The sequence below is a fragment of the Zobellella iuensis genome, from assembly GCF_016746085.1.
GTDB classification, from domain to species: domain Bacteria; phylum Pseudomonadota; class Gammaproteobacteria; order Enterobacterales; family Aeromonadaceae; genus Oceanimonas; species Oceanimonas iuensis.
In genome coordinates, this window is record NZ_JAERTZ010000026.1 from 250,940 (window position 1) to 263,638 (window position 12,699).

A 12,699-nucleotide genomic window follows, 5' to 3' on the forward strand; every position below is an offset into this window, starting at 1 on the left:
CTCTGTATTAGCTGCTAAAGGTAACCCGGGGGCTTATTCCTTGTCCTGTACCGGAATGCGGGCGGCGGGATCCAGCCTAGCCACCTTGGCGCGGATCCGGGCCTCCAACACGTCGACCAGCGCGCTGTTATCGAGCCGGTCAACCCGTTCGCCGTCTTCGTAGAAAGCACTCTTGCGTTGGGCGCCGGCCAGACCCAGATCGGAGATCAGCGCCTCACCCGGTCCGTTCACCACACAGCCGATGATGGACACGTCCATGGGGGTGACGATGTCTTCCAGTCGGCTTTCCAGCGCATTGACGGTGCCAATCACATCGAATTCCTGGCGGGAGCAGGAAGGACAGGCGATAAAGTTGATCCCCCGAGAGCGGATGCGCAGAGACTTGAGGATATCGAAGCCGACCTTGACCTCTTCCACCGGGTCGGCGGCCAGGGAAATGCGCAGGGTATCGCCTATCCCCTCGGCCAGCAGCATGCCGAGGCCGATGGCCGACTTGACCGCCCCACTGCGAAAACCGCCGGCTTCGGTGATGCCAAGGTGCAGGGGTTGCTCGATTTGCCGGGCTAGCTCCCGGTAGGCACCCACCGCCAGGAACACATCGGAGGCCTTGACGCTGACCTTGAACTGATCGAAGTTGAGCCGGTCCAGAATATCCACATGGCGCAGGGCCGACTCCACCAGGGCCGCCGGCGTGGGCTCGCCGTATTTTTCCTGCAGATCCTTTTCCAGGGAGCCGCCGTTGACGCCGATACGGATGGGAATGCCCTTGTCACGCGCACAGTCCACCACCGCCCGCACCCGGTCTTCCCGGCCGATATTGCCCGGGTTGATACGCAGGCAGTCGGCCCCGTATTCGGCCACCTGCAGGGCGATGCGATAGTCGAAGTGGATATCCGCCACCAGCGGCATGGCGGTGCCGGCCCGGATGGCCTTGAAGGCTTCGGCCGCCTCCATGGTGGGCACCGAAACCCGTACTATGTCGGCGCCGGCCTTTTCCACCGCCCGGATCTGGGCCAGGGTGGCCGCCACGTCCGTGGTCAGGGTATTGGTCATGGTCTGTACGCTGATGGGGGCGTCTCCCCCCACCAGCACGGAGCCGACGCGGATCTGTTTGGATTGGCGGCGAACTATCGGAGACTGGTGTTGAGACATCTATCTACTCTTGATTCAATCAGGATTGCGGTACGGTGAGGCGAGCCACCCGGCCGGCGTTAAAGGAAGACAGATCCACCGCCTGGTTCATGTATTCGACACTGGCCGCCCGGGGCGCCCCCAATATCAGCCGGAACGGCGGCTCGCCCTCCAGGCTCAGCGACTCGTTGGCTTTCTTCACGCCTTCGGCCAGCACACGGCCACGGCTGTCGGTCACCTGGATCCAGCAGTCATCGGTGAAGCGCATCGCCAGCAGCCTGGGATTGGCAGCCGGCTCGGCAGGCGATCCGGCTTCGGGCTCGGCCGTCGTTGCGACCGGCGCGGCTTCGGCAGCCGGAGCCGCGGCCACCGCCGGGAGCTCGACGTCGCTGGCCGCCGTATCCACCGAGCTGCCAGGGCTCTCGACTTCCGCACCGGTATCGGCGGCAGGCTCGGCCATCGCCTCCGATGGCAATGGGGGAATAATAATCTCGGGGGTCTCGTCGCTGGGCGACACCGGCTCCGGCAGCAGGGACGCCGGCTCTTCCTGCTGGGTCATCGGCTCCAGGGTACGCTCGACATAGTTGGCACCGCTGTCCTGCCACCACCAGTACACCAGGGAAGCGAGCAGGCCCAGCAATACCAGCCAGCTGATGCGCTTGAGCCAGTTGTCGTTGGCCTGCTGCCGGGTCTTTTTGGAAAAACTCTGCATCGGTGCCGCCGCCCGGATCTGCTCGGCCCCACTCATGCCGTCGAAGGCCGCCAGCGCCTGCTGTACGTCGACCCCCACCACCTTGGCGTAGGCTTTGACATAGCCTCGTAAAAAGGTCACCGCCACACCGGCCTTATATTGATCGTTGTCAATCGACTCGATCACCGCCAGCCGCAGATTCAGCCTGCGGGCCACCTCGGCCTGGGTCCATCCCCTGGCCTCACGGGCGCCGCGCAACAAGGCGCCGGGGCCTGCCGTTACCACTGCTTCAGCCTGTGGCTGCTGTTCTGCTTCGTTAATAGTCATTTGCTAGGAATCGCCTGGCCTGTTCTGAATCCGGAAATAAGCGTACCAGCTCGGCACCGGCCTGCTGGGCCTGCGCCACTCGCCCCTGGGCCTCTGCGGTACGCACTGTTAACCACAAACTCTGTGGACTGGGTAAATGTTCGCGCCGATAACGCGCGAGGTAATCGAATGCCCCCGTCTCGTCTCCCTGTGCTGCCGCCAACTCGGCCGCGCCCAGCAGCGCTCTCGGCTTGGCCGGACTGTATTCCAGTGCCCGCCTGAAATAATCGAGCGCCGCCTGCGGCTGCTTGTTCTGGATGGCACAGAGGGCGGCGTTTTCAAAGGTATCCGCCACCTGGACATAGCCGGGCGCCGCCACCGCCTTCCTAAACATGACATCCGCTTCCTCGAAACGTTCCCTCGAACAAAGAAAAACGCCGTAATTATTGAGCCCATCGCCATGATTCGGCGACAGTTTCAGCACCTGTCGGTAGCTTTTTTCTGCCTGCTCAAACTCGGATACGGACTGAAAGAAATAGGCCTGGGCAAGGTGCACATCAGGACTCTTCGGATCCTGGGACAGGGCCCGGTCGAGGTTGAACTTGGCCTGTTCGGCATCCCCCCGCCGCAGGTACTCCAGACCAAGATTCATTCGAGCCACCGCTGCTTCCGCGGGCTTGAACTCCAGCTCCCCCGACTGGCGACCGTCGGACAACCGGGTGGTTTCACTCACGCAGCCACTCAACACTCCCCACATCAATACCGCCGGCAACAGAGTGACGTGTCGCATTCCCTTTACACCGACGGTTTGATTGTTTAAACCATTGTGACGGATATGCTTTGCTCCTGCATCCGTTTTTTCATGGTGCGCTTGGTCCTGTCGATCACATCGCCCACCAACTGGCCACAGGCGGCATCGATATCATCCCCCCGGGTCTTGCGGATGGTCACTGTGTTGCCGTATTGCATCAGTACCTTGTTGAAGCGGTCGATACGGCTGTTGCTCGGCTTGCCGTAGGGATTGCCCGGGAAGGGATTGAAAGGGATCAGATTGATCTTGCAGGGCAGATCCTTGAGCAGCTCGGCCAATTCATGGGCGTGCTGCATATCGTCGTTGACATGGTCGAGCAACACGTACTCTATGGTCACCTTGCCGTGATTGGCATTGGACTTGGAGATATAGCGGCGCACGCTGTCGAGCAGGGTAGCGATATCATACTTGTCGTTGATCGGCATGATCTCCGAGCGCAGCTGGTCGTTGGGCGCATGCAAAGACACCGCCAGGGCGACATCGATCATGTCGCCGAGCTTGTCCAGCGCCGGCACCACCCCGGAAGTAGACAGCGTCACCCGCCGCTTCGACAGGCCGAAGCCGTAGTCTTCCAGCATCAGCCGCATGGCCGGCACCACGTTGTTCAGGTTGAGCAACGGCTCGCCCATGCCCATCATCACCACATTGGTGATGGGGCGACGGCCGGTGTCCCGCACGAAACCGACCCGGCTGGCGGCACGCCACACCTGGCCGATGATCTCGGACACCTTGAGATTGCGATTGAATCCCTGCTGGGCGGTAGAGCAGAACTTGCAGTCCAGGGCGCAGCCCACCTGGGAGGAAACGCACAGGGTGGCCCTGTCGCCGTCGGGAATATAGACGGTCTCGACTTCCTGATCGCCCACCTTCATGGCCCACTTGATGGTGCCATCGACCGACTTCTGCTCGACGCAGATCTCGGGAGCACGGATTTCGGCCCGCGCCTGCAGCTTGCCGCGCAGGACCTTGTTGATATTGGTCATCTGTTCAAAGTCGTCGCAACCGAAGTGATAGATCCATTTCATCACCTGATCGGCGCGAAACGGTTTTTCGCCCAGTTCGTGGAAGAACTCGCGCATGCCGTCACGATCCAGATCCAGCAGGTTTATTTTTGTTTCACTCATCGGTTGCCTCTCGCGTTTTGACCAGAGCCCACAGGGCGCGAAATTGTACAGAGTTTAGCATCCGGTTGCCAGTGCTAGCGCCCCGCCCGGCCCGGACTACCAACATAAAAAAAGGAGCCGAAGCTCCTTTTTTACCCTGCAGCCAGGCTTAGCGGGTGCGGGGGCAGATTTCTTCATCGCTGAAGAAATAGGCGATTTCGCGGGCGGCAGAGGCGGCGGCATCGGAGCCATGCACGGCGTTTTCATCGATGCTGTTGGCGTAGTCGGCGCGCAGGGTGCCGGCCAGGGCGTCGGCCGGGTTGGTGGCGCCCATGATTTCGCGGTTGCGACGCACGGCGTCTTCACCTTCCAGTACCTGTACCACCACCGGGCCGGAAGTCATGAAGTCGACCAGGGCCTTGAAGAAGGGACGCTCGCTGTGCTCGGCGTAGAAGCCCTCGGCCTGCTCGCGGCTCAGGTGCACCATCTTGGCGGCAACGATTTTCAGGCCGGCCGCTTCGAAGCGCTGGTAAATGGCACCGATCAGGTTCTTGGCAACGGCATCAGGCTTGATGATGGAAAAAGTACGTTCGAGAGCCATGTGTGTTCCTTTAAAGTAAACGGGCTAGGTAAAAACGGGCCGAATTATACGTAAAGCCCGCTCAAGTTAACACTCTTGTTCAGCATTTTTATTGCAGAGAGGCAACATAATGTACTGCCTCAGCCCTACTGCTCCAGCAGCAGCCGCGCCAGGGTGCGCAGGCCCAGGGCAGTGCCGCCCGCAGACCAGTCCGCGTCGGCATTGTTGCGGTAGGCGGCGGCCAGATCGAAGTGCAGCCAGCCCCGGCCTTCGTTGGGCACGAAACGGGACAGGAAGCCGGCGGCGTTGGAAGCGCCGCCCGGGCCGCCGCCTTTGACCGGCCGGCTGTTGGCGGTATCGGCGTAGGCCGAGGGGCACTGGTCCCGATGCCAGGGCGCCAGCGGCAGCTGCCACAGGGGCTCCTGCTCCTGCCCGGCCAGCTCCAGGGCCCGCTGCGCCAGCCCCTGGTCCAGGGCGAACAAGGCATTGTACTCCTGGCCCACCGCCATCACGGCGGCACCGGTCAGGGTGGCCGCATCGATGATAAGCCCAGCTCCGGTTTCCCCCGCCGCCAGCAGGCCGTCGGCCAGCACCAGCCGGCCCTCGGCGTCGGTATTGACGATTTCCACGCTGGTGCCGTTTTTGTAGGTGAGGATATCCCCCAGCTTGTAGGCGTGGCCGGAGATCAGGTTCTCGGCACAGCACAGGAACAGCTTGACCCTCTTGTTCAGGCCGCTCAGCATGGCCAAGCCCAGGGCGCCGGTGACCAGGGCCGCCCCGCCCATGTCGCCCTTCATGTGCAGCATGCCTTCGGAGGCCTTGATGGAATAACCGCCGGAGTCGAAGGTGATGCCCTTGCCCACCAGGCAGGCGGCCACCGGCGCCTTGCGATCCCCGGTGGGGTTGAAGTCGAGCTCCAGCAGTGCCGGCTCCCGCTCGCTGCCCCGGCCGACCTCGTAGATGCCGACGAAGCCCGCCTCGCGCAGGGCCTCGCCCTTGAGGATGCGGTGACTGATCCGGGTGGGTGCCAGCTCGGTGAGAAAGCTGGCCGCCTCCACCGCCAGGGCCACCGGGCTCAGTTGCTCGGGGGTGGCGTTGATCTGGGCCCGCACCCAGCGGGCACAGTGCCAGCGGGCTTCCAGCTGCGACCGCTCGGCCTCTTCGCCATCGGCCCAGATAAGCTCGCCGGGATCCTTGCTGCTCATCCAGCCCTGGGCAAAGGCCCACTGCTGCTCGCCATTCCAGGCTCCCGCCAGCTTGACCCGGCGCAGTCCCTGGCTGTAGAGACGACGGCCGGCCCGCTGAATGGCCGTCAACGGCCGCTCCCCCAGATGGATCAGCATGCCCTGCTCATCGTGGCTGAGCAGGGCCTTGGGCCCCCATTCCGCGGCGGCGGCCGCCGTGCTTAACCTGATCGGCATCATCACGGCTGCTCCTCACAGACCCTGGCCAGCATGGCGGCGATGGTACGCACCCCATGGCCCTTGCCGCCGGCGCCCCAGAGATCGTTGGCCGCCTTCTGATAAGATCCGGACAAGTCCATGTGCACCCAGTTACGGCCGTTGTCCGGTACGAAACGGGACAGGAAGGCGGCGGCGGTAGAGGCGCCTGCCATGCCCTCGCCCCCATGTATGTTGGCCATGTCGGCGAAAGAGGATGACAGCTGCCCCACATGGAAAGGCTCCAGAGGCAGGTGCCAGGCCTTCTCGTATTCTTCCCGGGCGGCCCGCACCGTGGCCAGGGCAAGGTCGTCGTTCATGCTGAACACGGCGTTGTAATCCCGCCCCAGCGCCATCTTGGCGGCACCGGTCAGGGTCGCCGCATCCAGGATAAAGGGCGCGCCGGTCGCGGAAGCCGCCAGCAGGCCGTCGGCCAGCACCAGCCGGCCCTCGGCGTCGGTATTGAGGATCTCGACGGTAATGCCGTTCTTGTAGGTGAGGATATCGCCCAGCTTGTAGGCATGGCCGGAGATCAGGTTCTCGGCGCAGCACAGGAACAGCTTGACCCGCTTGTTCAGACCGCGCTGGATGGCCAGGGCCAGGGCGCCGGTCACGGTGGCGGCCCCGCCCATGTCGGACTTCATTACCGCCATGCCGTCGGACGGCTTGATGCTGTAGCCGCCGGAGTCGAAGGTGATGCCCTTGCCCACCAGGCAGGCCGCCACCGGGGCACCGGCCTGGCCGCTCGGGTTGAAATCCAGCTCCAGCAGGGTGGGGCTGCGTTCGCTGCCCCGGCCCACCTCGTAGATACCGATATAGCCGAGATCCTTGAGCTGCTCGCCGCTGTAGGTGCGGTAGCTCACCGCCCCCGGCGCCAGGGATTGCAGGAACTTGCCGGCCTCGGTGGCCAGGGACGCCGGATAGATGTCTTCCGGGGTGCCGTTGATCATCTCCCGCACCCAGCGGCAGGCGCGATCGCGGGCGTCCAGCTCGGCCTGCTCCTCGGGTCCGGTGGCGCCGAAGTCGAGTTGCTGGCCGCCCTTGGCGCTGTAGAAGCCCTGGGCGAAGGCCCAGCGGCTTTCCAGCGACCAGTCGTCGCCGCTCAACGTCACCTGTTTGATACCCATGGCATCGAGCTTGCGCCCCGCCTGCTGGGCCTTGCGCACCAGCTCGGTGGCGTCGGTCACATGGACCCGGGCCTCGTCGTCGTGAAAACTCAGCAGCGCCCTGTCGCCCCAGTGGGCGGCGGCGGCTTCATGGCTGAGTATGACGTTCATGGTTGCGGACATAACACTTCCTTATTCTGTTGACAGAAAACGGAAAAAGCCACAGCGGGACTGTGGCTTGAAACAAAGCTGGAAGCTAGAAGCTAGAAGCTAGAAGCTAGAAGCTAGAAGCTAGAAGCTAGAAGCTAGAAGCTAGAAGCTAGAAGCTAGAAGCTAGAAGCTAGAAGCTAGAAGCTAGAAGCTAGAAGCTAGAAGCTAGAAGCTAGAAGCTAGAAGCTAGAAGCTAGAAGCTAGAAGCTAGAATACTCGGGCCGACGCTTCGGCTTGTCTATCTATTTCGACCTTATACAGGCATAGCTCGCCCAGCTGGCTCCGAAACCCAACCGCCGTCCAACCACGGCGGCCCGAGACTCGGGCTGCTTCCAGCTTCCCGCTTATGGCTTCCGGCTTATGTTTATTCGTATTCATCCATCCAGGCCATGATCACGGCCTCGAGGATGCGTTCGTTGGAATGGGCAGGATCGTCATCGAAATCTTCCAGCTCGCAGATCCACTGGTGCAAGTCGGTAAAACGCACCGTCTTGGGATCCGTATCCGGATAGGCTTCCAGCAGTGCCAGGGCAATGTCCTGGCTATCTATCCATTTAAGACTCATACCCCCTCCCCGGTCAGTGACCTTCGGATACCATGTTCACCGTGTATTTGGGGATCTCCACCACCAGATCCTCGTCGGCAACCCGGGCCTGGCAACCGAGCCGGGATTCCGGCTCCAGCCCCCAGGCCTTGTCCAGCATATCGTCTTCCAGCTCGCTGCTTTCCTCCAGCGAGTCGAAACCTTCCCGCACTATCACGTGGCAGGTGGTGCAGGCACAGGATTTTTCACAGGCGTGCTCGATGTCGATGCCATTACGCAGCGCCACATCCAGCACGGTCTCCCCCAGCTTGGCCTCCACGGCGGCCCCTTCGGGGCACAATTCGGCATGGGGCAAAAATACAATTTTCGGCATTATTACACCTTATCAACACGTTGTCCGGCAAGTGCCTTGCGAATGGAGGCATCCATCCGGCGAGCGGCAAAATCGGCGGTTTGTTTATCGGTTTGTTCTATCGCCTGCTTGATCGCCTCGGGGTCATCGCCCTCGGCACTGCGTTGCAGGAATTCGATGGCCGCCACTATGCCGGCCTTCTCCTGTTGGTCGAGCAGTTCGTCGCCGTCGGCCTGCAGGGCGCTGACGATATTCTCGATCACCCGGGCGGCCTCCACCTTCTGCTCGGCCAGCATGCGGGCGGCGATATCTTCCTTGGCATGCTCGAAGGACGCCCTGAGCATGGTGGCGATATCGTCTTCCTTCAGCCCATAGGAAGGCTTGACCTCGATGGCGGCCTGCACGCCGGAGGATTTTTCCATGGCGCTGACCGACAACAGGCCGTCCGCGTCCACCTGAAAAGTGACCCGGATATGGGCGGCACCGGCCGCCATGGGCGGAATATCGGTGAGGTTGAAGCGGGCCAGGGAGCGGCAGTCCGCCACCAGCTCACGCTCGCCCTGCACCACGTGGATGGCCATGGCGGTCTGGCCGTCCTTGAAGGTGGTGAACTCCTGGGCCCGGGCCACGGGAATGGTGGTGTTGCGCGGAATGATTTTTTCCACCAGGCCGCCCATGGTCTCGAGGCCCAGCGACAAGGGGATCACGTCGAGCAGCAGCATGTCGCTGTCGGGCTTGTTGCCGATCAATACATCGGCCTGGATGGCGGCGCCGATGGCCACCACCTTGTCCGGATCCAGACTGGTGAGCGGCTCCCGGGCAAAAAACTCGCCGACCCGCTCACGCACCAGAGGTACCCGGGTGGAACCACCTACCATCACCACCTGCAGCACCTCCGCCGTCGTCACGCCGGCGTCTTTCAGGGCCCGGCGACAGGCCGCCAGGGTCTTGTTGACCCAGGGCAGGATCAGCGCCTCGAACTCGGTCCGGCTCAGTTCTCCCTGCCAGCCTTCCCAGCCGACCGTCACGCTGTCGCTGTCGGTCAGCCCCTGCTTGGCGGCACAGGCCGCGTCCAGCAGGTTGCGCTGCTGGGTCGGGGTCAGTTCGCCGATGCCGGCCTGGCCCTGGATCCAGTCGGCCAGGGCATGGTCGAAGTCGTCGCCGCCCAGGGCCGAATCGCCACCGGTGGCCAGCACCTCGAACACCCCTTTGTGCAGCCGCAGTATGGAGATGTCGAAGGTACCACCGCCGAGATCGTAGACCGCAATCACCCCTTCCTGGCCGGAGTCCAGGCCGTAGGCGATGGCGGCGGCGGTGGGCTCGTTGAGCAACCGCAGCACCTCCAGGCCGGCCAGCCGGGCCGCGTCCTTGGTGCCCTGGCGCTGGGCGTCGTCGAAGTAGGCCGGCACCGTGATCACCGCGCCCTGAATGGGGTTGCCGAGGCTGTTTTCGGCCCGGCGGGCCAGGCATTTCAGGATCTCGGCGGAGACCTGCACCGGATTGACCGGTCCCTGGATGGTGTCGAGTTCGATCACCCCCTGGCCGCTGTCCCGGAAGACATAGGGCAGCTTGGCCCGGGGAATATCCGCCAGCGCCTTGCCCATCAACCGCTTGACGGAAACGATGGTGTTTTGCGGATCCAGCTCGGCCTCGATTTTGGCGTCGTGCCCGACCCGGAGCGCATCCTCCAGGTAGTGCACCACAGAGGGCAGCAGAGCACGCCCCTGCTCGTCGGCCAAGGTTTCGGCCAGGCCACTGCGCACCACCGCCACCAGGGAGTTGGTGGTACCGAGATCGATACCGACCGCCCATTTGTGTTCGTGCGGGGCCGCGCTCTGGCCCGGTTCGGAGATTTGTAGTAATGCCATGGAGTTCAGAGTTCCTGCTGCGCGTCTTCCAACCGCTCGAGTTCGGCGTGCAGCTTGGTCATGAATTTGAGTTTGCGTACCGTATCGGCGGCCTCCTGCCAGCAAGAGCTGTCGAGCTGCCGCTCAAGCTCGTTGAACAGTTCGGCCGACACCAGGCCAAGCTCCCGCTCGAAAGCCATGATGGCACCGAACAGATCGTCCGCCTCGGGGATGGTCTCGAGCTGCTCGCGCCATTCCATCTGTTGCATCAGGAACAGGGGATCCTTCAGGGTCTGCTGCTCGGCGCGGATATCGATGCCATGCAGAGACAACAGATATTCGGCACGGTTCAGCGGCTGCTTGAGGGTGGTAAACGCATCGTTGATCTGGGCGGCGCGCTGCACCGCCAGCAGGCGCTCCCGCTCGGGGCGGGAGGCAAACCTGTCGGGATGGAACTGCATCTGCAGTTGGCGGTAGGTACCGGCCAGCGCCTGGCTGTCGAGGGCAAACTGCACCGGTAAGCCAAACAGCTCGAAGTAGTTCATGCCGGAGTCCCTTAAACGTTGAAGCTTTCGCCGCAGCCACATTCCCCGTTAACGTTGGGGTTATTGAACTTGAAACCTTCGTTCAGGCCTTCCTTCACAAAGTCCAGTTCGGTGCCATCCAGGTACACAAGACTTTTACTGTCGACGATCACCTTTACCTCGCCATGCTCGAACACCTGGTCACCTTCGGACAATTCGTCAACGAATTCCAGTACATAGGCCAGGCCGGAGCAGCCGGACGTCTTGACCCCAAGCCGCAATCCCAGGCCCTTGCCCCTGTTGATCAGGAATGTGTGCACCCGCTGGGCCGCTGCATCGGTAATGGTGATTGCCATGGTTACTCCGCCTTACGCCAGGTTTTTCTTCTTCTTGTAATCATCAATCGCTGCCTTGATGGCATCCTCTGCCAGAATGGAGCAGTGGATCTTCACCGGCGGCAGGGCCAGCTCTTCCGCGATCTGGGTATTCTTGATGCTGGCCGCTTCGTCCAGGCTCTTGCCCTTGACCCATTCGGTGATCAGCGAGCTGGACGCAATGGCGGAACCACAGCCATAGGTCTTGAATTTGGCATCTTCGATAATGCCGTCGTCGCTGATCTTGAGCTGCAGTTTCATCACGTCGCCGCAGGCCGGGGCACCCACCATGCCGGTGGCGACATTGGGGTCGTTCTTGTCGAAACCACCCACGTTACGGGGGTTTTCATAGTGATCTATTACTTTTTCGCTGTAAGCCATGATTCAGTTCCTCAACCAATCCTTTAACCGTTAGACACCTTAATGGTGTACCCACTCAACTTTTTCCAGGTCGACGCCGTCCTTGAACATCTCCCACAGGGGCGACATTTCGCGCAGACGACCGATGGCCTCGTTGACCAGGTGTATGGCGTAATCAACCTGTTCTTCGGTAGTGAAACGGCCGATGCTGAAACGGATGGAGCTGTGCGCCAGCTCGTCGTTCAGCCCCAGGGCCCGCAGCACATAGGACGGCTCCAGACTGGCGGAGGTACAGGCCGAGCCGGAAGACACCGCCAGATCCTTCAGGGCCATCATCAGGGACTCACCTTCCACATAGGCGAAACTGATGTTGAGGATGCCGGGTACCCGCTGTTCCAGGTCGCCGTTGACATAGACTTCCTCGATGTCCTTGACGCCGTTGTAGAGGCGGTCGCGCAGGGCGCGGATACGTTCGCCTTCGGTATGCATTTCTTCCTTGGCGATGCGGAAAGCTTCCCCCATGCCCACGATCTGGTGGGTAGCCAGGGTACCGGAGCGCATGCCGCGCTCATGGCCGCCGCCATGCATCTGGGCTTCCAGGCGCACCCGCGGCTTGCGGCAGACGTAAAGGGCACCGATGCCCTTGGGGCCATAAATCTTGTGGGCGGACAGGGACAGCAGATCGATGTTCATGTCCTGTACGTCGATGGCGGTTTTACCGGCGCTCTGGGCGGCATCCACATGGAACATGATCTTGCGGCTGCGGCACAACTCGCCGATGGCCTTGACGTCCTGGATCACGCCGGTCTCGTTGTTGACGTGCATGATGCTCACCAGAATGGTGTCATCGCGCAGGGCATGTTCGATCTGCTCCAGGGTGAACAGGCCATTGGGCTGAGGGTCGAGGTAGGTGACCTCGAAGCCTTCGCGCTCCAACTGGCGGCAGGGGTCAAGCACCGCCTTGTGCTCGGTCTTGGAGGTGACGATGTGCTTGCCTTTCTTGCCGTAAAAATTGGCAATGCCCTTGATGGCCAGGTTGTCGGACTCGGTGGCACCGGAGGTAAAGACGATTTCGCGCGGATCGGCGTTGATCAGTTCGGCAACCTGGTTGCGAGCTATATCCACCGCCTCTTCCGCCTGCCAGCCGAAGCGGTGCGAGCGGGAAGCCGGGTTACCGAACATTCCGTCCGGCGTCAGGTATTGCATCATTTTTTCGGCGACGCGAGGGTCTACCGGGCAGGTAGCCGCATAGTCGAGATAAATGGGCAGTTTCATCATATTCTCCGTTCCAACGCTGCCCTGTTCGGCAGTCTTGTCATCG

14 protein-coding genes are annotated in these 12,699 nt (G+C 62.0%); all 14 read right to left on the reverse strand.

Going from position 1 to position 12,699, the window contains the following annotated elements; all coding sequences use genetic code 11:
- Positions 1–33 precede the first annotated feature (33 nt).
- Positions 34–1,152: a flavodoxin-dependent (E)-4-hydroxy-3-methylbut-2-enyl-diphosphate synthase gene (gene ispG, locus JKV55_RS15100; protein WP_202087465.1), complete on the reverse strand. Its 1,119-nt coding sequence runs from the start codon at positions 1,150–1,152 to the stop codon at positions 34–36.
- Positions 1,153–1,171: 19 nt separating this feature from the next.
- Complete coding sequence (gene rodZ, locus JKV55_RS15105) at positions 1,172–2,149, reverse strand: cytoskeleton protein RodZ (protein ID WP_202087466.1); 978 nt, start codon at positions 2,147–2,149, stop codon at positions 1,172–1,174.
- On the reverse strand, positions 2,139–2,918 hold the full coding sequence (gene pilW / locus JKV55_RS15110; protein ID WP_202087468.1) for a type IV pilus biogenesis/stability protein PilW: 780 nt from the start codon (positions 2,916–2,918) through the stop codon (positions 2,139–2,141). The genes rodZ and pilW overlap by 11 nt, the downstream gene beginning before the upstream one ends.
- Before the next feature lie 26 nt (positions 2,919–2,944).
- Entirely contained in the window at positions 2,945–4,063 is a 1,119-nt protein-coding gene (gene rlmN, locus JKV55_RS15115; protein WP_202087470.1) for a dual-specificity RNA methyltransferase RlmN, read from the reverse strand.
- Between the two features lie 148 nt (positions 4,064–4,211).
- Positions 4,212–4,643, reverse strand: coding sequence for a nucleoside-diphosphate kinase (gene ndk, locus JKV55_RS15120; RefSeq protein WP_202087472.1), 432 nt, complete (start codon positions 4,641–4,643; stop codon positions 4,212–4,214).
- Positions 4,644–4,768: 125 nt separating this feature from the next.
- Positions 4,769–6,043, reverse strand: coding sequence for an aminopeptidase PepB (gene pepB, locus JKV55_RS15125; RefSeq protein WP_202087901.1), 1,275 nt, complete (start codon positions 6,041–6,043; stop codon positions 4,769–4,771).
- Between the two features lie 2 nt (positions 6,044–6,045).
- Positions 6,046–7,350, reverse strand: coding sequence for an aminopeptidase PepB (gene pepB / locus JKV55_RS15130; RefSeq protein ID WP_202087474.1), 1,305 nt, complete (start codon positions 7,348–7,350; stop codon positions 6,046–6,048).
- Positions 7,351–7,741: 391 nt separating this feature from the next.
- Positions 7,742–7,942 carry a Fe-S cluster assembly protein IscX gene (gene iscX, locus JKV55_RS15135; RefSeq protein WP_106730189.1) on the reverse strand — a complete coding sequence of 67 codons (201 nt, stop codon included), beginning with the start codon at positions 7,940–7,942 and terminating at the stop codon, positions 7,742–7,744.
- 13 nt (positions 7,943–7,955) lie between these two features.
- Positions 7,956–8,294: an ISC system 2Fe-2S type ferredoxin gene (gene fdx, locus JKV55_RS15140; protein ID WP_202087476.1), complete on the reverse strand. Its 339-nt coding sequence runs from the start codon at positions 8,292–8,294 to the stop codon at positions 7,956–7,958.
- A 2-nt stretch (positions 8,295–8,296) separates the two neighbouring features.
- Positions 8,297–10,141: a Fe-S protein assembly chaperone HscA gene (hscA, locus tag JKV55_RS15145; RefSeq protein ID WP_202087478.1), complete on the reverse strand. Its 1,845-nt coding sequence runs from the start codon at positions 10,139–10,141 to the stop codon at positions 8,297–8,299.
- A gap of 5 nt (positions 10,142–10,146) precedes the next feature.
- Complete coding sequence (hscB, locus tag JKV55_RS15150; RefSeq protein WP_202087480.1) at positions 10,147–10,665, reverse strand: co-chaperone HscB; 519 nt, start codon at positions 10,663–10,665, stop codon at positions 10,147–10,149.
- 11 nt (positions 10,666–10,676) lie between these two features.
- Positions 10,677–11,000: an iron-sulfur cluster assembly protein IscA gene (gene iscA, locus JKV55_RS15155; RefSeq protein WP_202087483.1), complete on the reverse strand. Its 324-nt coding sequence runs from the start codon at positions 10,998–11,000 to the stop codon at positions 10,677–10,679.
- 12 nt (positions 11,001–11,012) lie between these two features.
- Complete coding sequence (iscU, locus tag JKV55_RS15160; RefSeq protein ID WP_106730184.1) at positions 11,013–11,399, reverse strand: Fe-S cluster assembly scaffold IscU; 387 nt, start codon at positions 11,397–11,399, stop codon at positions 11,013–11,015.
- 39 nt (positions 11,400–11,438) lie between these two features.
- Entirely contained in the window at positions 11,439–12,653 is a 1,215-nt protein-coding gene (locus JKV55_RS15165) for an IscS subfamily cysteine desulfurase (protein WP_202087485.1), read from the reverse strand.
- Positions 12,654–12,699 lie beyond the last annotated feature (46 nt).

Bases quoted from the DNA above. Each gene is read 5' to 3' on its own strand.
- ispG (WP_202087465.1), bottom strand. From the start codon at position 1,152: ATGTCTCAACACCAGTCTCCGATAGTTCGCCGCCAATCCAAACAGATC.
- ndk (WP_202087472.1), bottom strand. From the start codon at position 4,643: ATGGCTCTCGAACGTACTTTTTCCATCATCAAGCCTGATGCCGTTGCC.
- iscX (WP_106730189.1), bottom strand. From the start codon at position 7,942: ATGAGTCTTAAATGGATAGATAGCCAGGACATTGCCCTGGCACTGCTG.
- fdx (WP_202087476.1), bottom strand. From the start codon at position 8,294: ATGCCGAAAATTGTATTTTTGCCCCATGCCGAATTGTGCCCCGAAGGG.
- rlmN (WP_202087470.1), bottom strand. From the start codon at position 4,063: ATGAGTGAAACAAAAATAAACCTGCTGGATCTGGATCGTGACGGCATG.
- iscA (WP_202087483.1), bottom strand. From the start codon at position 11,000: ATGGCAATCACCATTACCGATGCAGCGGCCCAGCGGGTGCACACATTC.
- hscB (WP_202087480.1), bottom strand. From the start codon at position 10,665: ATGAACTACTTCGAGCTGTTTGGCTTACCGGTGCAGTTTGCCCTCGAC.
- pepB (WP_202087474.1), bottom strand. From the start codon at position 7,350: ATGTCCGCAACCATGAACGTCATACTCAGCCATGAAGCCGCCGCCGCC.
- JKV55_RS15165 (WP_202087485.1), bottom strand. From the start codon at position 12,653: ATGAAACTGCCCATTTATCTCGACTATGCGGCTACCTGCCCGGTAGAC.
- rodZ (WP_202087466.1), bottom strand. From the start codon at position 2,149: ATGACTATTAACGAAGCAGAACAGCAGCCACAGGCTGAAGCAGTGGTA.
- pepB (WP_202087901.1), bottom strand. From the start codon at position 6,043: ATGCCGATCAGGTTAAGCACGGCGGCCGCCGCCGCGGAATGGGGGCCC.
- hscA (WP_202087478.1), bottom strand. From the start codon at position 10,141: ATGGCATTACTACAAATCTCCGAACCGGGCCAGAGCGCGGCCCCGCAC.
- pilW (WP_202087468.1), bottom strand. From the start codon at position 2,918: ATGCGACACGTCACTCTGTTGCCGGCGGTATTGATGTGGGGAGTGTTG.
- iscU (WP_106730184.1), bottom strand. From the start codon at position 11,399: ATGGCTTACAGCGAAAAAGTAATAGATCACTATGAAAACCCCCGTAAC.